We start from the raw sequence: 18,630 nt of genomic DNA on the forward strand, positions 1-18,630 counted from the left end.
GCGACGCGCTTTTGTGATTTCCTGCGTACGGTAAAGGTGTGAGCGGGTACGCAAAGGGCAGATCCCGCACATCCCATCGGTCGGGCCAGGAGAGTCAATGGACAACTTCCCGAGCGGCTACCGCGCGTCGAGATCCGAGCGTTTCAAGCGCGAGGGGGTCAACCTCATCACCGGCGCCCTCGGCAGCGCCCTGGTGATGATCGGCATCGTGGCGGTCATGTGGGCGGTGGAGATCATCGACTACATCTCGCCCGCCGACCTCGACCTGTACGGCATAGTCGCCGGCGATCCCGACCACCTGTCCGGCATCCTCCTCGCGCCCTTCCTGCACGCGGGATTCGCGCACCTGATGGCCAACTCGCTGCCGCTCGCCATCCTGGGCTTCCTGGCCGCGATCCGGGGCATCGGCAGGTTTCTCGCGGCCAGCCTGATCATCATCCTGATCAGCGGGGCGGGGGTGTGGCTCACCAGCGACCCGAGGTTCGTCACCGTGGGGGCCAGCGGGCTGGTCTTCGGCTACTTCGGCTATGTGGTGGCGCGCGGGCTGTTCGACCGGAGGATCTTCGACATCGTGGTGGGCATCGGCGTCGCCATCGCCTACTACTCGCTCGTGTGGGGGCTGTTCCCGAACCAGGAGGGCATCTCCTGGCAGGGACACCTCTTCGGCCTCATCGGCGGCGTGGTGGCCGCGTGGGTGCTGCGCCGCAAGCGGGCCGTGCGCGGCTCAGACGTGCGCGCGCTCGGGTACTGACGGGCGCAGCAGGCGGTCGATGAACGCCAGCCCGATCGCCGAGATGACGAACGTCAGGTGGATCAGCGTCTGCCACATGAGGTTCTTGGAGTCACTGCTGTCGGCCTTGATGAAGCTGAGTAAAAGGTGCACCGACGAAATGCCGATGATCGCGGTGGCCAGCTTCACCTTGAGCACGTTGGCGTTCACATGGGAGAGCCAGTCGGGCTCGTCGGGGTGGCCGTTGAGCCTTATCTTCGACACGAAGGTCTCGTAACCGCCCACGATCACCATGATCAGCAGGTTGGAGATCATCACGACGTCGATCAGTCCCAGCACGGCCAGCATCACCGCCACCTCGGGTTTGAACTCCGAGGGCAGCGTGCTGTACACGATGTTGTGGATGAGATGACAGAGCTCCACCATGAACTGGTAGACGTAGACGCCCTGCGCCACGATGAGACCCAGATAGAGCGGCACCTGGAGCCACCGGCTGGCGAACATGAGATAGCCCAGGCTGCGCGCTTGGGCGGGGGCGGGGCGCAATCCGGTCGCCGCCCTCCATTCCGCCACCGTGCTGAAGCTCACGTCTTGACCTCCCGTCAGACTCTTCAGTCAACTCGCTGCGAGAGCAAACTCTAATCAGGTTCCGCGCCGGAGGGCACGGAACCTGTAAGACCGAGTCAACGGAGAGTAATCGGCGGGCGGCGATTCGCCCCTATCGTCAGAGCCGCTCGACCACGTGGTCGATGCAGACGGTGAGCGCCTCGACGTCGGCCGGGTCGACGGCCGGGAACATCGCGATCCGCAGCTGGTTGCGGCCGAGCTTGCGGTAGGGCTCGGTGTCCACGATGCCGTTGGCGCGCAGCACCTTGGCCACGGCGGCGGCGTCGACGCTCTCGGCGAAGTCGATCGTGCCCACGACGCTGGACCGCTGCGCCGGGTCGGTGACGAACGGCGTGGCGTAGGACGACTTGTCCGCCCAGGTGTACAGGCGCTGCGCGGAGTCGGCCGTGCGGGCCGTGGTCCAGGCGAGGCCGCCCGAGGCGTTCATCCACTCGATCTGGTCGGCGAGCAGGAACAGCGTCGCGACCGCCGGCGTGTTGTAGGTCTGGTCCTTGGCCGAGTTGTCGATCGCCGTGGGCAGGCTGAAGAACTCGGGGACGAACCGGCCGCCGGCGTCGATCTCCTCGACCCGGGCCAGCGCCTTGGGCGAGAACAGCGCGACCCACAGGCCGCCGTCGGAGGCGAAGCTCTTCTGCGGCGCGAAGTAGTACACGTCGAACTCGCTCGCCCGCACGGGCAGGCCGCCGGCGCCGGAGGTGGCGTCCACCAGGAGCAGCGAGTCGTCGTCGGCGACCCGCTTGATCGGCATGGCGACGCCGGTGGAGGTCTCGTTGTGGGTGAGCGCGTAGACGTCCACGCCCTCCTCGAAACGGGCCTGCGGGTGGGTGCCGACCTCGGACTTGATCACGGTCGGCTCGCCCAGCCACGGCGCCTTCTTGGCCACGGCGGCGAACTTCGAGGAGAACTCCCCGAAGCTGAGGTGCTGCGACCTGTCCCTGATGAGCCCGAAGGCGGCGATGTCCCAGAACGCCGTGGTGCCGCCGTTGCCCAGCACCACCTGGTATCCCTCGGGCAGGTCGAACAGGCTGGTCAGCCCCTCGCGGACCCGGCGGACCAGGTCCTTGACCGGTTTCTGCCGGTGGGAGGTGCCCATGACCGCGCCTCCGGCCGAGGCCAGGGCGGCGAGCTGCTCGGGGCGCACTTTGGAGGGACCGCAGCCGAAACGGCCGTCGGCGGGTTTGATGTCAGCGGGAATCACGATGTCAGCCACCCGACCTAGGTTAGTGAGCCGGACGGATGCTTCCCGCCGCAGGTCCGGATGATGAGATGACTCCGGGCGTGACCATTACCCGGTCACGCCCGGACACCCGGTACCCGGGTCAGTGCTTGCCGACGACCTCGGCCGCACCCGGAACTTCGTTGACCGACCGCTGCGGCGGGCCCACGTACCTCGCGCTGGGGCGAACGAGCCTGCCCGTGCGCTTCTGCTCCAGGATGTGCGCGGCCCAGCCCGCGGTGCGGGCGCAGGTGAACATCGAGGTGAACATGTGCGGGGGGACCTCGGCGAAGTCCAGCATGATCGCGGCCCAGAACTCCACGTTGGTCGCGAGCACGCGGTCCGGCTTGCGCGCCTGGAGCTCGGCCAGGGCGGCCTTCTCCAGGGCCGCGGCCACCTCGTAGCGCGGCGCGCCCAGCTCCTTGGCGGTGTGCCGGAGCACGCGGGCGCGCGGGTCCTCGGCGCGGTAGACGCGGTGGCCGAAGCCCATGAGACGCTCGCCGCTGTCGAGCGCCTGCTTCACGTAGGTCTCGGCGCTGCCGATGCGCTCGACCTCTTCGATCATGTGCAGCACGCGGGCGGGGGCCCCGCCGTGCAGCGGGCCCGACATGGCGCCCACCGCGCCGGACAGCGCGGCGGCGACGTCGGCGCCGGTGGAGGCGATGACCCTGGCGGTGAACGTGGAGGCGTTCATGCCGTGCTCGGCGGCCGAGGTCCAGTAGGCGTCGATGGCCTTGACGTGGCTGGGGTCGGGCTCTCCGCGCCAGCGGATCATGAAGCGCTCGACGATGCTCTGGGCCTCGTCCACGCGGCGCTGGGGGACCATCGGCAGGCCGAGGCCGCGCGCGGACTGGGCGACGAAGCTGAGGGCGGTCACACTGGCCCGTGCGAGGTCATCGCGGGCCTGTGCCTCGTCGATGTCGTGCAGCTGGCCGAAGCCGTACGCCGGGGCCAGCATGGCCAGCGCGCTCTGCACGTCGACGCGGATGTCGCCGGAATGGACGGGGATGGGGTAGGGCTCAGCCGGGGGGAGGCCCGGCTGGAACTTGTTGTCGACCAGCAGGCCCCAGACGTGGCCGAAGGAAACCCGGCCGACCAGCTCTTCGATATCGACGCCCCGATATCGCAGGGCGCCCCCTTCTTTGTCCGGTTCCGCGATCTCCGTCTCGAAGGCCACCACGCCTTCGAGCCCGGGTTTGAAGTCGGACATTCTCGGCCGCCTCCCTTTCTTGAAGTCAAAGCCTTGATGTCGAGATACCGGCGGGTCTTATTCAACCCCCTGCCTGGGGGAGACTTGTTGCCGGACCCGCCGAAACGCGAAACTCCCTGGTGGGGGGTGTCGCGACAGGAGCATGCCAGGACCGGGAGAATGGTGTCCCGTGGACGCCGTATCGCCCCTGCCCCGGTTGGCGGGGCTCCGCCGTACGTACGAAGGTCTGCCCTTGCTTGAGGCGGACCTCGCACCCGACCCGTTGACGCAGTTCCTCGCCTGGTTCGACGAGGCGGTGGCCGCGGGGTTGCCCGAGCCTAACGCCATGGTGGTGGCCACGAGCTCCGCGGGGGGCCGTCCGACCGCGAGGACCGTGCTGCTCAAGGACTGCTCGCCCGAGGGTTTCGTCTTCTACACCAACTACGAGTCGCGCAAGGGCCGCGACCTGCGGGAGAACCCGCAGGCGTCGCTGCTCTTCCCCTGGCATCCCATCCGCCGCCAGGTCCGGGTGGAAGGCCGGGTGGTACGGCTGTCGCGCGAGCAGTCGGCCGCGTACTTCAACTCGCGGCCCTACCCTTCGCGGATCGGCGCCTGGGCCTCGCGGCAGTCGGCCGTGGTCGGCTCCAGGGAGGACCTGGACCGGCGCTACGAGGAGCTGACGCGGCGCTGGCCGGAGGAGCCGCCGGTGCCCGACTTCTGGGGCGGTTTCCGGGTGATCCCGGCGGAGGTGGAGTTCTGGCAGGGGCAGCTCGCCCGGATGCACGACCGGCTGCGCTATCGCCTGTCCGGTTCCGAGTGGATCGTCGAACGCCTGGCGCCCTGACCCCGTTGTCCCCTTTGGCCCGATCACATGGTTCCCTTTTGGGGTATTTGTTCGGGCCAGTGTAGGGAGTTGGCGCATGCCTGGGGGCCTGTGGAGCCGGATCGCCGTGGACACGACCCCCCTGAAGATCCTCGACTACCGGCGCCTGTGGGCCGGCCAGGGCATCTCCTTCATCGGCTTCCAGCTCACCACGGTCGCGGTCAGCGCCCAGATGTACGAGATCACCGCGTCGTCCTTCTGGGTGGGCATGCTCGGCCCGGCGACGCTCGTCCCGCTGGTGGTCTTCGGGCTGTGGGGCGGCGCGGTCGCCGACGCGGTGGACCGCCGCCGGCTGCTCATCTACGGCTCGCTGCTCGCCTGGGTCGCCACGGCCGCGCTGATGGTGCACGCCGCGCTGGGCATCGACAGCGTCGGCCTCCTGCTCGTCATCGTGGCCCTGCACTCCACCGGGTTCGCGGTCACCGGCCCGACCCGCGGCGCCATCGTGCCCAGGCTGGTGCCCGCCGAGCAGGTGCCCGCGGCCAACACGCTCAGCTTCCTGGTCAGCAACGCGGGCTCGGTCGCCGGGCCGCTGATCGCCGGCGTGGTACTGGCCACCGGCGGCTACGCCACCGCCTACCTCATCGACACCGTGCTCTTCGCCGCCGGTTTCTACGCCGCCGTGCGGCTCCCCGCGCTGCCGCCCCTCAACGAGACCCCGGCCAGGCCGGGCCTGCGCGCCGTCGTCGAAGGGCTGCGGTTCATCGCCGGGCACCCCGTGGTGCTGATGTCGTTCGTGGTGGACATCATCGCCATGGCGTTCGCGCTGCCCCGCGCGCTCTTCCCCGAGTACACCGCCGAGCACTTCGGCGGCTCCCCCGTCGCCTTCGGCTGGCTGTCGGCGAGCATCGCCATCGGCTCCGTCGCCGGCGGCCTCATGTCCGGCTGGGTGGGCAGGGTGCGCAACCAGGGACGCGCCCTCACCCTCGTCATCGCGGTGTGGGGGCTGTCGGTGGCCGCCGCCGGGCTGTCCAGGGAACTGTGGCTCATGGTCGCCCTGCTCGCCGTGGGCGGCGCCGCGGACCTCGTCTCGTCGGTCTGGCGGCAGACGATCCTGCAGACCTACGCCCCCGACGACATGCGCGGCCGGCTCCAGGGCGTCTTCTATGTGGTGGTGGCGGGCGGCCCGCGCCTGGGCGACCTGCGGGCCGGCGCGACCGCGGCCGTGGTCGGCGTCGTGCCCGCCTGGGTGGGCGGCGGCGTGGCGGCGGCCGTGCTCGTGGTCGCCGCGGGGCTCGCCGTACCGGCCTTCTGGACGTACCGGCCCGAGCGGCTCCGGCCGTGATCGCTGAGTCGCCCCCGGGCGTACGGGAAACGCGTGGCGGGCGCACCTCGGCGAACACCGCGGGAACGGCCGCGCCATGTAGATCACAACATCGACAACCGGCCGCCGGGTGCCGTAATCCCGGTAGTGTGAACCCGGCAGGAACGAAACGCTCCGCGCCGGTGTTGCCGTTGTCAACCAGCTGGATCGTTCGTGCGATCGAATGGTTTTGTGCCCTCGGCATGTGGTCTCACTCCCAGGACGACGGGCGTAGCATCGAAAGTGGACGGGAGGAGCCTTGACCGCACACGGCCTGATCGACACGACGGAGATGTATCTCCGCACGATCTACGAGTTGGAAGAAGAGGGCATCGTCCCACTCCGGGCGCGCATCGCCGAGCGGCTGACGCAGAGCGGGCCGACGGTGAGTCAGACGGTCGCGCGGATGGAGCGCGACGGTCTGGTGCGAGTCGAGGGCGACCGTCACCTCACCATGACCGAGCTGGGCCGCGCGCTGGCGACCCGCGTCATGCGCAAGCACCGTCTCGCGGAGTGTCTGCTCATCCAGGTGATCGGCCTGCCCTGGGAAGAGGTGCACGTCGAGGCCTGCCGGTGGGAGCACGTGATGTCCGAGTCGGTGGAGGCCAGGCTGGTCACCCTGCTCGGCCACCCGACGATGTGCCCGCACGGCAACCCCATCCCCGGCCTGTCCGAGCTCGGCGTCAGCGACGCCGGGGACGACGCCGAGGACCCCGTGATCGCGATGCTCGACGTGGCCGGCGCCAAGGGGCTGGCCGTCGTCGTGCGCCGAATTAGCGAACAAGTGCAAAGCGATCCTGCTGTGATGCTTAAACTCAAGCAAGTTGGGATACAACCCGGACGCGAGGTGACGCTCGCGGCGAGCGACGACGGTGTGCGGGTGACAGGTGACGACGAGACGGACAACTCTCTCGCGGAGCTACCGCGTGATGTTGCCGCGCACGTTTTTGTCTCCAAGCGCTGACCTCGCCGCGACTGCTTGGTTGAATCCCATAGGGGAGCGCCCGGCCCACTCCCCGGCCGAGACTGCAGCAGGAGCGCCCGTGGTTCTTAACGCGCACGGTCACCGCCAAGAGGTGGTAACCGGATGAAGCGCTGGGGGGATCTGTCACAGGATGCCACCGATCACCTGTCGCCCGGTTCCGTCCTGGACCACGCGGAGATGGCGGTGGTCGTCACCGACAGGTTCAGCAATCTCCTCTACTGGAACCCGTTCGCCGAGAAGCTGTTCGGCCGTCCCGGGCGGCACGGCCCGCGTGACCAGCCGGTGCTCTCCCTGGGGATCATGGAGCGGGACCACCCGCTGTCGGTGGAGCTCGCCAAGCACGTGCTCAAGGGCGGCGTGTGGGAGGGCACCGTAGACGTCCGGCGCGGCGACGGCACGATGATCTACGTCCGGGCCCAGGCCGTGCCGCTGCGGCACTCCTCGGGCTCGGTGACCGGCATCGTCATCACCGCCCGCGAGGCGATGCGCAGCAACGAGCGGGAGAAGGACCGCTTCGGCCTGCTGGAGCGCATCGGCGAGCGGCTGGCCGGATCGCTCTACGTCGAGGAGACCCTGAAGCGGGTCGCCGAGATGCTGGTCCCGCAGTTCGCCGACCACTGCTTCATCGAGCTGATGGAGAACGACCGGCTCATCCGCCGGGTGTCCACCCACGTGCCCGGCTGGTCCCCGCCGCCCGGCACCTGGCTGCCGGTGGGCTCGGAGATCCGTTACCCCGCCGGGCATTACGTCGACGCCGCGCTGCGCCGCCAGGAGACCATCCTCGTCGAGGACTTCTCCCAGGTCAGCTACCCCGCGCCGAGCCCGGGCAGCGTGCGGCTGTCCGGCGAGATCGGCCTGACCTCGGCGATCGCCGCCCCGCTGGCCGTGCGCGGCGAGATCCTCGGCCTCATGTACCTCGGGCTGTCCAACCTGACCGACCGGCGCAGCCCGCACTACGACGCCTTCGACCGCGACTTCGTCGGCGCCATCGCCACCCGCGTCGCCCTGGCCGTGGACAACGCGCTGCTCTTCGAGGAGGAGCGGCACACCGCCGAGTCCTTCCAGAAGTACCTGCTGCCCCGCGCCCTGCCCCAGCTCGACGGGCTGGACATCGCGGTGCGCTACTTCCCCGCCGCCCCGCTCGCCTCGCACGGGCAGGGCATCCAGACCCAGGTGGGCGGCGACTGGTACGACGTGATCCCGCTGTCCGCCGGCCGGGTCGGCATCGTCATCGGCGACGTCGAGGGCCGGGGCGCCAAGGCGGCGGCGGTCATGGGCCAGCTCCGCGCCGCGCTGCGCGCCTTCGCCCAGGACGACAAGTCGCCCGCCGACATCCTCGCCAGGCTGGACGACTGGACCCGCATCGTGGCCGACCGGGGGAGCGGTGAGGCCGACGTCGACGGCCCGGCCATCGTGACCTGCCAGTACATGGTCTACGACGCCTGGTCCCGGCAGCTCTCCTTCGCCAACGCCGGGCACGCCCCGCCGCTGCTCCTCATCGACGGCGTCTGCCAGGAGCTGGAGATCTCCGAGGTGGGCCAGCCGCTCGGCGTGCACGCCAAGGGTCTGCCCGCCGACCTCGTCTACAAGGAGGAGACGCGCACGCTGCCGCCCGGCGCGGCGCTGCTCCTCTACACCGACGGCCTGGTCGACCGCCGCCCCTCCCGTGACGCCGACGGCAACATGCCCGGCGAGGCGGAGACGCTCGGCGTGCTGTGCGACAAGCTCGCCAAGATGCACACCGCGTCCGTCGAGCAGATCGCCGAGGCGGCCACCGCCGCGGTGCCCGGCGAGATCGACGACGACATGGCGATCCTGGTGATCCGCTCCAGCTCCACCGACCTCGACGTCGAGGAGCGCACCTTCCCCGCGCAGCCGATCATGGTGGGCGAGGCGCGGCGGATGGCTTCAGAGGCATTCTCCAGCTGGAACGTGCCGGAGGAGCGGGCCGAGCTGGCCTGCCTGCTCGTCTCCGAGGTCGTCACCAACGTCGTGCTGCACGCCGCCGCCGCGAGCACTCCGCGCCGGGGGCTGGCGATGGAGGGCCCGCCGCTGCCGTTCGAGGACCCGTGGGATCTTCCCGAGCTGGAGGAAGCGGAGACCGTGGGCGAGAAGGAGTTCATCCTCCGCCTGCGCCGGGGCAGGGACGCCGTCTGGGTCGAGGTGTTCGACCAGGATCTCCGCCTGCCGCGCATCCGCAGCGCGGGGGAGAACGACGAGGGCGGCCGCGGCCTCTACCTCGTGGACCAGCTCGCCCGCCGCTGGGGTTCGCGCCCCACCAGGGAGGGCAAGGCCGTCTGGTTCGAGATCCCCACCCGTTCCCGCTGATCCGGGACCGTCTGGGCCGGGCCGGCTGAGCGGGGCCGCCGCCTGGGGTTCCAGGCGGGCGTCGGTGGTAGGCAGCGGCGGGGATCGGTGCTTGACTCGGATTATGGAGCTGACCTACGAACGTCGTGGTCACGGCCCGCCGCTGGTCCTGCTGCACGGGATCGGGCACCACTGGCAGGCGTGGGCGCCGGTGCTGGACCGGCTCGCCGCCGCGCATGACGTCATCGCCGTGGACCTGCCCGGGTTCGGCGGCTCACCGCCGCTGCCGCCCGGCACGCCGTACACCGCGGAGGCGATGGCCGACGCGATCGACGCGTTCTGCACCCGGCTGGGCGTGCGCGAGCCGGACGTGGCGGGCAACTCCTTCGGCGGGTACGTCGCCCTTGAGCTGGCCTCGCGCGGGGTGATCAGGACCGCCGCGGCGCTGTCGCCCGCCGGGTTCTGGTCCGAGCCCGAACTGGTCTACGCGCGGGCGGTGCTGAAGCTGCTGCGCTCGGCCACGAGCACCATGCCGCCCGGCCGCAGGGCCGCCGTCGCCGAGTCCCCCCTGGGGCGGATCCTGTCGCACGGCCTCCTGGTCGCGCACCCGTCGAAGCTGAGCCCCCAGGCGGTGACGGACGCGGCCCAGGCGCTGCGCGAGTCCCGGGGGTTCGACCAGACGCTCGACTCCTTCGTCTGGATGATGCCGCCCGCGCCGCCCAAGGTGCCGGTCACCATCGCCTGGGGCGAGCGCGACCGCCTGCTGCTGCGCCGCCAGGCCGTACGGGCCGCGCGGTGGTCCGGGCAGCGGGTCAAGCTGCTGAAGGGGTGCGGCCACGTGCCGATGAGCGACGATCCCGCACTGGTCGCCCGGGTGCTGCACGAGGCCACCCTGCCCGGCGCACCCGAAACGGCGGACTGACCCCGTGGGCCGAGCGGGCGTGGGCCGGTCCGGCCTCAGGGTTTGATCGGGCCCTGGCCTGCCCCGGTGTCGGCCAGGGCCGAGGCGATCTCGGTGAGTTCGGCGGGGGTGAGGCGCAGCGCGTCCGCCCCGGCCCAGCCGTCGACGTGTTCCGGCGTGCGGGCGCCCACGACGGCGCCGCTGACGCCGGGCCAGGCGAGCGTCCAGGCGACCGCCATCGCCGCGGTGGAGACGCCGCGCTGTTCGGCCAGCGCGGTCAGGGTGCCGGTGACGGCCAGGTTCGCGGCGAGGCGGGTGGTGAACGCCGGTTCGTGGCGCCGCCAGTCGTCCCGGGGCAGGCCGATCGCCCGCCGCCGGGAGAACGTGCCGCTCAGCAGGCCCGAGTGCATCGGCGAGAACGCGATCGCCGCCGAGCCGTTCTCCCTGGCCCAGGCCAGTTCGGCGGTCGCGGACCGGTTGATCAGCGACAGCGGGAAGCTGACGGCGTCGACGTGGGCGACGCGTTCCGCCGCGTCAAGCTGGACGATGTCGTGGTTGGACAGCCCGATCGCCCCGACCTTGCCCGCCCGCCTCAGATCCGCCATGACCTGCCAGTACTCCTCCAGCGGGGTCGGATCGCCGGACACGCCGGCCAGGCCGACGGCGTCGCCCAGCGGCGGCCAGTGCACCCCGTAGAGGTCGATTCGCTCGGTGCGCAGCCTGCGCAGCGAGTCCTCCACCGCCCGCCGCACGCCGACCGGCGTCATGATCCGGTACGGCCCGCCGCCCCGGTCGCCCTCCTCCCACATCATCCCGGTCTTGGTGAAGACATGCGGACGATCAGCGGCGGGAAGGGCGGCGAGCGCCTTGCCGAGGATCTCCTCCGCGTGGCCGAAGCCGTAGATGGCGGCGGTGTCGATCCAGTCGATCCCCCGCTCGACCGCGCGGTAGACGGTCGCGATCGAGTCGGTGTCGTCGGCCGGGCCCCACGAGAACCGCCAGCCCGAGCCGCCCATGGCCCAGGTGCCCAGGCCGACGCCGCCGGACATCCGCATGTCTGCAAGGTCCATGGCCACCACTGTCATGCCGGGAGCGGGGACTTACCCAGGGCCGCGCGATGCCTAGGAGTCATACGGCTAGTCACACCTGTGGGAATGCTGTGGATACTGTGTGGTATGGGTAGGGACCTGGGAGAATTCCTGAAATCGCGCCGTGCGCGGGTCCGCCCGGAGGATGTGGGGTTGCCGACCTTCGGACGCCGTCGCGTACCCGGCCTGCGCCGTGAGGAGCTGGCGCAGCTCGCCGGAATGAGTGCGGATTACTACATGCGCCTCGAACAGGGACGTTGCGGGAACGTGTCGGAAGAGGTGCTCGACGCGCTGGCCCGCGAACTTCGCCTGGACGCCGACGAACGGACGTACCTGTACAACCTGGTCAAGCCGGTCCGCGGCCGGGTGCGGACGACGCACACCGTCGTGCCGCACCTGCGATACCTGCTGGACTCGATGGACAGCACACCGGCCTACGTGATCGACCATCGCGTCGACATCCTGGCCTGGAACCGGATGGCCGCCGCGCTGATCTTCGACTTCGGGGAGCTGCCGGCGGACCGGCGCAACTGGCTGCTGCTCTGCTTCCTCGACGACCGCGTCCGCGACATCTTCCCCGACTGGGAACGCAAGGCCAGGGACACCGTCGCCATCGTCCGGCTCAACGCCGCCCGCTTCCCGGACGACGCCCGGCTGACGGCCCTCATCGGCGAGCTGTCGGTCAAGAGCGAGCTGTTCCGCCAGTGGTGGGCCGACCTCAACGTGCGGGAGAAGACCTACGGGACCAAGCGGTTCACGCATCCGCTGGCCGGCGAGATGACCCTGCACTTCCAGACCTTCGGCGTCGCCGGGCGGAGCGACCAGTCGCTCGTGGCCTACGCCGCCGAGCCGGGCACCGCCGCGGCCAGGGGCCTGTCCCTGCTGGCGAGCTGGACGCTAGCGGAGCGTCTGGCCCCAGACCGCGAGCATGACGATGATGAACGCGACCATCACGCCGGCATAGCCGATCGGGCTGAGCCGTAGCGTCCGCCGGACCCGGTTGAGCCCCCAGGCGAACAGCAGAGCCAGGAACACCAGCAGTATCAGACCGCTGTCCACCGCCACCGCCTCCGTCCGGGCCCGCCTGCCCCCCAGTATGCGCCGCCCGGGTCCCGCGCGTCAGGATCTCACGCCGGGTGGGCTGTCACGCGGGGCGAGTTCTCACGCCGTGGGGGTTCGTACCCCCTTGCGCGTGCTTATGCCGGGCGGGTGCTCATGCCGGGCGGGGCGGGCGCGCCGGTGAGCCGAGCCTTGTGAAGAGCGGGCGGGGCGCGGGCAGGACGCCGTCCACCGGCGCGCACTGCGCGGTGACGCGGGCCGCGGCGCCGGGCAGGAAGGGCTCCAGGTGGTCGCCGACCGTCCGGCAGGCGCGCAGCAGGGCGGCGAGGACGGCGTCGAGGGCGTCGTCGCCGTCCCTGGCCAGTTCCCAGGGACGGGCCAGGTTGACGTAGCGGTTGGCCTCGTCGGCCACCGCCCACACGGCCGAGGCGGCCCGGCGGAAGTCGAACTCGGCCAGCGCCGCGGCGACCCGCTCCGGCGCCTCCCGGCAGGCCCGCTCCAGCTCCGCCGTGCCGGGCGCCCCCGCCGCGACCCGCTCCAGCTCCGCCGTGCCGGCCGCGCCGGCCGCGCCCGGCACGTGGCCGGCGCGGTAGCGATGGATCATGGAGACCACCCGGTTGACCAGATTGCCCACGCCGTTGGCGAGCTCGTCGTCGGCGCGGGCGATCAGCCGTTCCACGGTGAAGTCGGCGTCGCCGACGCGGGGCACCTCGCGGAGCAGCCACCAGCGCACGGCGTCGGTGCCGTACGCCCGGGTGAGGGCCACCGGGTCGGCGGCGTCCCCACCGGAGTTCCCGCCGGACTTGCTGATCTTCCTGCCGTTCGCGGTGAGGTAGTCGTGCACCACGACGTGGGTGGGCAGCGGCAGGCCGGCCGACAGCAGCATCGCGGGCCAGTAGACGGCGTGGAACCGGAGGACACCCTTGCCCACCAGGTGGACCCGCCGGTCCGCGCCGGTCCACCAGCGGCGCAGGTCGTCGCCGCCGGTGCCGTAGCCCAGCGCGGTGAGGTAGTTGCCGAGCGCGTCCCACCACACGTAGACGACCTGGCCGGGGTCGCCGGGCACGGGGATGCCCCAACCGCGCGCCCGTGCGGTGGACCGGGAGATGGAGAAGTCGGCCAGGCCGCCGGCGATGAAGGCGAGGACCTCGTTGCGGCGCTCGGCGGGCTCGACGCGCAGCCGCCCCCCGGCGATGGCGTCGTGCAGCCGGTCGGCGTGGCGGGACAGCCGGAAGAACCAGTTCTCCTCGGCGACCCGCTGCGGCTCGGTGCCGTGTTCGGGGCATCGCCCGCCGGTCAGCTCCGCCGGTTGGTAGAACTGCTCGCAGCCGACGCAGTAGAGACCCTCGTAATGCTCGCGGTAGAGGTCGCCCGCGTCGGCGCAGGCCCGCCACAGCCGCTCCACGCCCGGCCGGTGCCGCGGGTCGCGGCTGGTGCGGATCACGTCGTCCACCGCCAGCTCCAGCGGCTCGCGCAGCGCGACGAACGCCTCGGCGTTGCGGTCCACGAACTCCTGGACGGGCACGCCGGCGGCCTCGGCGGCCAGCACGTTCTTCAGCGAGTTGTCGTCGGTGCCGGTCTGGAACCGGACCGCCTCCCCCCGGCGGCGGTGGAACCGGGCGAGCACGTCCGCCTGGACCAGCTCCAGCGCGAATCCCAGATGGGGACGGGCGTTGACGTAGGGAATCGTGGTCGTGATGTAGACGGTCACCGGAACCTCCGGGGGAGAAGGGGGCTCCGAAACGCGTCGAGGCCCCGTGAACAGGGCCTCGGAAGATCGTCCGTACGCGCGTCAGCGGCCCCGTGAGCGGGGCGCCATGGTCTGGCGTGCGGATGCGGACATGAGATCAGGATAGGCGTCCTCCGCGCGCGGCACCGCCGGTTTTCCGCCGCATCCCGGAACGTCGGTGGCATCTGGTTACATGTGGGCCATGAGCGTGAGCGTCGAGGACTTCCTGTCCATGCTGGACGAGCTGCCCGAGGTGCAGCAGAGCGACGGCGGTTCCTGGGTCTCGCTGAAGGTGCGCGGCAAGGGGTTCGGCTACCTGTGGGAGAAGACGGAGACCGTCGGCCTCAAGGCCACCATCGAGGAGCAGATAGCCATGGTCGCCGAGCGCCCCGACGTCTTCGAGCCGCAGTTCACCGCGGGCCGCTTCGGCTGGGTCGTCGTCCACCTGGCCAGGATCGACCCCGACGAGCTCTTCGAGCTGGTCACCGAGGCATGGTCCCTCACCGCGCCCAGACAACTGGTCGAGTCCCACGAGGCCGGCCGGTAGCGTCGCGCTCATGACGGTGCTGCGGTCACTGTTGCTGTTCGGGCTGGCGGCGCTGGCTGAGATCGGCGGGGCGTGGCTGGTGTGGCAGGGGGTGCGGGAGCAGCGCGGGCTGGTGTGGATCGGGGCGGGGGTCGTCGCGCTCGGGCTCTACGGGTTCGTGGCCACCTTGCAGCCCGACGCCAACTTCGGGCGCATCCTCGCCGCCTACGGCGGGGTGTTCGTCGCCGGGTCGCTGGTCTGGGGCGTGCTGATGGACGGGTTCCGGCCGGACCGCTGGGATGTGATCGGCGCCGCCGTGTGCCTGGTGGGAGTGGCCGTGATCATGTACGCGCCGCGCGGCTGAGACCGGTACGGCGGCGCCGGCTGGTCAAAGGCCGGATGCTGGGTGGGCAGAGGCCGGGTGCCGGGTGGGAAGGGGCCGGGGGCTGGGTGGTCAGAAGCCGAAGGAGCGGCCGATGATCTCCTTCATGATCTCGGTGGTGCCGCCGTAGATGGTCTGGACCCGGCTGTCCAGCCACGCCCTGGCCACCGGATACTCCATCATGTAGCCGTAGCCGCCGTGCAACTGGAGGCAGCGGTCGATGAGCCTGGTCTGCAGCTCGGTGGTCCACCACTTGGCCTTGGCGGCGTCGACGGCGGTCAGCTCGCCCGCGTTGAGGGCGAGGACGCACTTGTCGACGTAGTGCCGGGCGATCTCGACCTCGGTGGCCAGCTCGGCGAGCACGAAGCGGGTGTTCTGGAAGCCGCCGATGCTGTGCCCGAACGCCGTGCGATCGCGGCAGTACTCGACGGTCAGGTCGAGCACCGTCTCCGCGGTGGCCACCGCCGCGACCGCGATGGACAGCCGCTCCTGCGGCAGGTTGCGCATGAGCTGGTAGAAACCCTGCCCGTCCTGGTCGCCCAGCCGGTTGGCCACCGGGACCCGGACGCCCTCGAAGAACAGCTCGGCGGTGTCCTGGGCGTGCATGCCGACCTTCTCCAGGTTGCGACCGCGGCCGAACCCCTCCATGCCGCGCTCGACCACGAGCAGCGTGGTGCCGCGCGCCCCCTTCTCCGGGTCGGTCTTGGCGACCACCACGACCAGGTCGGCGTTGATGCCGTTGGTGATGAAGGTCTTCTGCCCGTTGACGACGTAGTGGTCGCCGTCGCGGACAGCCGTGGTGCGGATGCCCTGCAGGTCGCTGCCCGCGCCCGGCTCGGTCATCGCGATCGCGGTGATCAGCTCGCCGGACGCGAAGCCGGGCAGCCAGCGTTGCTTCTGCTCCTCGTCGGTGAGGTCGGTCAGGTAGGGGGCCATGACGTCGTTGTGCAGCGAGAAGCCGAGGCCGGTGGCGCCGATCCGGAGGATCTCCTCCAGGATCACCGCGTTGTAGCGGAAGTCGGTGATCCCCGCCCCGCCGTACTCCTCCGGCACCCCGAAGCCGAACATGCCCAGCTCGCCGGCCCGCTTCCAGATCTCGCGCGGGACGATGCCGTCCTTCTCCCACTGCGCGTGGTGCGGGGCCACCTCGCGCGCCATGAACTCGCGGACGGTGTCACGGAAGAGCAGGTGCTCCTCGTCGAAGAGATCTCGCCGCATTCGTGCCTCCCTGGGGCCAGAACAAGGTTCATGTTACTCTCCGGTACGGCAAAGTGGCCGAGTCGTGTTGGATGCGTCATTGTCACAAGTCCGCCACATTCGCTATAAGTGCGTCTTGCCCCTTTCCGTAGTGAGTACGATCCCACGGGGCTTGTGATCAGCCGGCTGGTTTCCGGCCGGATCCGTGGGATCGGAGAATGCGGTGGTCAGGTGGGGAGTTCGGCTCCGTAGAACGGTGGCCGCCTCGGCGTTGACGCTGGTGGCGGGGGGATTGTTCGTACTTCCAGGGGTTCCCGCCGTCGCCGACACGGTCGGTGTCGTGCTGGATTACACATGTGAGGGCGGCGTTGGAGACGGCACCAAGCTGCGAGTCACAGTAACGGCGCCGACCACAATGACCGTCGGTGCTCCGATAGATGTGAAGTGGGACATCAAGTATCGGGACCAGACAGCTTTCACTTCGCCCGGTTACCTGGCTGAGGGATCGGCGCTTTCCGCCAAGGGATTCCTGAACATCGCGGGCCCCTGGACCGGTAATGACGCCGCCGAAGGGTCCATCGATCAGGCGGCGCTCCGCATCGGCGAGCGGCTCAGACTGCCCGAGTTGGTGACAGGTGAGGTTGGCGCGAGCGCGCCGGGCGAGATCACGATCTCACCGCGCAGGTTGGTGGTCGATTTCACGCCCTCGGCGTCCGACCGGATTGTCAACGACGATGACCCTGCGCTGGACTACAGGAACGGAACGGGCTGGGGCGACTACAACAACAGGGAACTGGCGTGGAACAACCACGGTCGTGACGTGCACGGCACCACCACGGCCAACGACAGCGTGACCCTGACCTTCGCCGGCACGGGCGTGGAGTTCATCACCGAGAAGGACCTCAACGCGGGCAACCTGCACTTCTGGCTCGATGACGCCAACGGCGTCCCCGCGAACGCCGACCCGTCGAAGAACGACGACGGTACGACGGTGAACACGGTCAACGCGGGCGGCTACACCCTGTGGAGCATGCGCAACCTGCCCTACAAGGCGGACCACAAGCTGACGATCACCAATCTTCAGCAGGACAAATGGGCGATCATCGACGCGTTCAAGGTGATCACCAGGGACCTCAACAACCCGCCGCCGATTTTCAGGTCTACCTGTACCCCGGACGTTCAGCGCGCCTCGTTCAAGATCACTGTTGGCGGCGGGGCCTCCGAGAGCCCGAGCCCGACCCCGAGTGCGACCCCGACGGACGAGGAGACGCCGCCGGACGATGACGACAACGGCGACGACAACGGGAACAACGGCGACAACGGGAACAACGGCAACAACAACACGGGCAACAACACCACGACCACCGGTACGCAGACGACCTTCACCACCACGACGCCGCGGCCCACGACCACGGTGACCGCCACCGCGACCGCGCAGGTGCGGGTGACGCCGCTGGGCGCGGCGCAGACCGGTGAGGCGCCGGAGCGCGGCCCGATGGGGGCGATGCTGATCGGCGGGGGCGGGGTCATGCTCGCCGGAGCGGTGCTGGGCGGGGTCGCGGTACGGCGACGGGCCCTGCACGCCGGCGCGCGCTCGGACGCAGGACTCGGCTGAGAGCGGGGGAGACGCGGTGTCAGATCCAGGTACGCGGCCGTCCGGCCCGGTGAACGACCCGGGCCCCGGTGCGAAGCGCGCGCGTGCGGCGGCCCTGCCCACGCTTCTCGTCGTCGGCTCCCTCGGCGGGATCGCGGCGATCATGGCCGGGTTGCTGACCTACCTGACGCCGGCGTCGAGTGAGGGTGAGCCGGTCGCCAACGCGGCCGCGCTCGCCCCCGTGCCGGGACCGGGGCAGGTGCCGGACGCGGCGACCGTGCAGCAGGTGGCGCAGCCGGTGGTGCTGCCGAGCGTCGGCCCGGGGGGTCCGGGTGTGCCGCTGACCCCGGCGGAGCCCGCCGCGCCGCCGCCGCTGCCCGCCGTACAGGCGCCGCCGCCGGTGAAGACCGCCAAGGCGACCCGGCCCACCAGGCTGTCCATCCCGCACATCGGCGTGTCGGCGCCGCTCAGCTCGCTCGGCCTGCAGAAGAACCGTGAGATCGAGGTGCCGCCGCTGAACGAGCGCAACCTCGCCGGCTGGTACCGGCTCGGTCCCGTCCCGGGGGAGATCGGCCCGGCCGTGATCGTGGGGCACGTGAACAACAGGCAGGGGCCCGCGGTCTTCAGCCGGCTGCGCGAGGTGAAACGCGGGGACAAGATCAAGGTGTCCCGCTCGGACGGCAGGACGGTGGAGTTCACCGTGGACGGTGTCGAGCAGGTCAGCAAGAGCACGTTCCCGACGAACCGGGTCTACAGCAACCTGAACGACGCGAGCCTGCGGCTGATCACCTGCGGCGGGGTCTTCAACCCGGCCAAGCACAGTTACACGGACAACATCATCGTCTATGCGACCCTGTCGAAGACGCCCCGTTGACACGCGCTTTACACTCTACGTGAGGGATCTCCCGTTACGA

17 protein-coding genes are annotated in these 18,630 nt (G+C 70.4%); 11 read left to right on the forward strand and 6 right to left on the reverse strand.

All coding sequences use genetic code 11. The features are described from left to right. The first annotated feature begins 97 nt into the window (after positions 1 to 97). Positions 98 to 751 carry a rhomboid family intramembrane serine protease gene (locus QSK26_RS27510; RefSeq protein ID WP_285778163.1) on the forward strand — a complete coding sequence of 218 codons (654 nt, stop codon included), beginning with the start codon at positions 98 to 100 and terminating at the stop codon, positions 749 to 751. On the opposite strand, the gene QSK26_RS27515 is transcribed toward QSK26_RS27510, so the two are convergent. The 3 genes from QSK26_RS27515 to QSK26_RS27525 form a co-directional block, all read right to left on the reverse strand. Then, positions 725 to 1,318 (reverse strand): TIGR00645 family protein, encoded by a 594-nt coding sequence (locus QSK26_RS27515; protein ID WP_285778164.1) that lies wholly within the window; start codon positions 1,316 to 1,318, stop codon positions 725 to 727. The genes QSK26_RS27510 and QSK26_RS27515 overlap by 27 nt on opposite strands. 136 nt (positions 1,319 to 1,454) lie before the next feature. After that, positions 1,455 to 2,567, reverse strand: a complete 1,113-nt coding sequence (serC, locus tag QSK26_RS27520; RefSeq protein ID WP_285778165.1) for a phosphoserine transaminase — start codon at positions 2,565 to 2,567, stop codon at positions 1,455 to 1,457. A 109-nt stretch (positions 2,568 to 2,676) separates the two neighbouring features. Beyond that, positions 2,677 to 3,783: a citrate synthase 2 gene (locus QSK26_RS27525; RefSeq protein ID WP_285778166.1), complete on the reverse strand. Its 1,107-nt coding sequence runs from the start codon at positions 3,781 to 3,783 to the stop codon at positions 2,677 to 2,679. Positions 3,784 to 3,925: 142 nt separating this feature from the next. Between QSK26_RS27525 and pdxH the strand changes: the two genes are divergently transcribed. The 5 genes from pdxH to QSK26_RS27550 all read left to right on the forward strand — a co-directional run bounded on the left by pdxH (position 3,926) and on the right by QSK26_RS27550 (position 10,162). Beyond that, on the forward strand, positions 3,926 to 4,606 hold the full coding sequence (gene pdxH / locus QSK26_RS27530; RefSeq protein ID WP_285778167.1) for a pyridoxamine 5'-phosphate oxidase: 681 nt from the start codon (positions 3,926 to 3,928) through the stop codon (positions 4,604 to 4,606). Between the two features lie 76 nt (positions 4,607 to 4,682). Continuing rightward, positions 4,683 to 5,930 (forward strand): MFS transporter, encoded by a 1,248-nt coding sequence (locus tag QSK26_RS27535; RefSeq protein ID WP_285778168.1) that lies wholly within the window; start codon positions 4,683 to 4,685, stop codon positions 5,928 to 5,930. Between the two features lie 277 nt (positions 5,931 to 6,207). Beyond that, positions 6,208 to 6,912: an iron-dependent transcriptional repressor DtxR gene (locus QSK26_RS27540; RefSeq protein WP_285778169.1), complete on the forward strand. Its 705-nt coding sequence runs from the start codon at positions 6,208 to 6,210 to the stop codon at positions 6,910 to 6,912. Between the two features lie 123 nt (positions 6,913 to 7,035). Further along, positions 7,036 to 9,261, forward strand: coding sequence for an ATP-binding SpoIIE family protein phosphatase (locus QSK26_RS27545; RefSeq protein WP_285778170.1), 2,226 nt, complete (start codon positions 7,036 to 7,038; stop codon positions 9,259 to 9,261). A 91-nt stretch (positions 9,262 to 9,352) separates the two neighbouring features. Next, the gene (locus QSK26_RS27550; RefSeq protein WP_285778171.1) at positions 9,353 to 10,162 is read left to right on the forward strand and encodes an alpha/beta fold hydrolase; all 810 of its coding nucleotides are present in this window, start codon (positions 9,353 to 9,355) and stop codon (positions 10,160 to 10,162) included. Between the two features lie 35 nt (positions 10,163 to 10,197). Here QSK26_RS27550 and QSK26_RS27555 read toward each other — a convergent pair whose 3' ends face one another. Next, positions 10,198 to 11,211, reverse strand: a complete 1,014-nt coding sequence (locus QSK26_RS27555; protein ID WP_285778172.1) for an aldo/keto reductase — start codon at positions 11,209 to 11,211, stop codon at positions 10,198 to 10,200. Positions 11,212 to 11,316: 105 nt separating this feature from the next. Between QSK26_RS27555 and QSK26_RS27560 the strand changes: the two genes are divergently transcribed. Continuing rightward, positions 11,317 to 12,213 (forward strand): helix-turn-helix transcriptional regulator, encoded by an 897-nt coding sequence (locus QSK26_RS27560; RefSeq protein WP_285778173.1) that lies wholly within the window; start codon positions 11,317 to 11,319, stop codon positions 12,211 to 12,213. A 229-nt stretch (positions 12,214 to 12,442) separates the two neighbouring features. Here the strand turns inward: QSK26_RS27560 and QSK26_RS27565 are convergent, their stop codons facing one another. Then, positions 12,443 to 13,999: a methionine--tRNA ligase gene (locus tag QSK26_RS27565; protein ID WP_285778174.1), complete on the reverse strand. Its 1,557-nt coding sequence runs from the start codon at positions 13,997 to 13,999 to the stop codon at positions 12,443 to 12,445. A gap of 220 nt (positions 14,000 to 14,219) precedes the next feature. Here QSK26_RS27565 and QSK26_RS27570 point away from each other — a divergent pair, with 220 nt between their 5' ends. Together QSK26_RS27570 and QSK26_RS27575 are read left to right on the forward strand one after the other, a co-directional pair. Beyond that, positions 14,220 to 14,564, forward strand: coding sequence for an MmcQ/YjbR family DNA-binding protein (locus QSK26_RS27570; RefSeq protein WP_285778175.1), 345 nt, complete (start codon positions 14,220 to 14,222; stop codon positions 14,562 to 14,564). A gap of 10 nt (positions 14,565 to 14,574) precedes the next feature. Further along, the gene (locus QSK26_RS27575) at positions 14,575 to 14,907 is read left to right on the forward strand and encodes a YnfA family protein (RefSeq protein ID WP_285778176.1); all 333 of its coding nucleotides are present in this window, start codon (positions 14,575 to 14,577) and stop codon (positions 14,905 to 14,907) included. Positions 14,908 to 14,997: 90 nt separating this feature from the next. Here QSK26_RS27575 and QSK26_RS27580 read toward each other — a convergent pair whose 3' ends face one another. Continuing rightward, positions 14,998 to 16,143, reverse strand: a complete 1,146-nt coding sequence (locus tag QSK26_RS27580; protein WP_285778177.1) for an acyl-CoA dehydrogenase family protein — start codon at positions 16,141 to 16,143, stop codon at positions 14,998 to 15,000. A gap of 235 nt (positions 16,144 to 16,378) precedes the next feature. Between QSK26_RS27580 and QSK26_RS27585 the strand changes: the two genes are divergently transcribed. Both QSK26_RS27585 and QSK26_RS27590 read left to right on the forward strand, forming a co-directional pair. Continuing rightward, entirely contained in the window at positions 16,379 to 17,737 is a 1,359-nt protein-coding gene (locus QSK26_RS27585) for a hypothetical protein (protein ID WP_285778178.1), read from the forward strand. Positions 17,738 to 17,753: 16 nt separating this feature from the next. Then, on the forward strand, positions 17,754 to 18,590 hold the full coding sequence (locus QSK26_RS27590; protein ID WP_285778179.1) for a class F sortase: 837 nt from the start codon (positions 17,754 to 17,756) through the stop codon (positions 18,588 to 18,590). Positions 18,591 to 18,630 lie beyond the last annotated feature (40 nt).

Source organism: Microtetraspora sp. NBRC 13810, assembly GCF_030268685.1.
Lineage (GTDB): Bacteria > Actinomycetota > Actinomycetes > Streptosporangiales > Streptosporangiaceae > BSRQ01.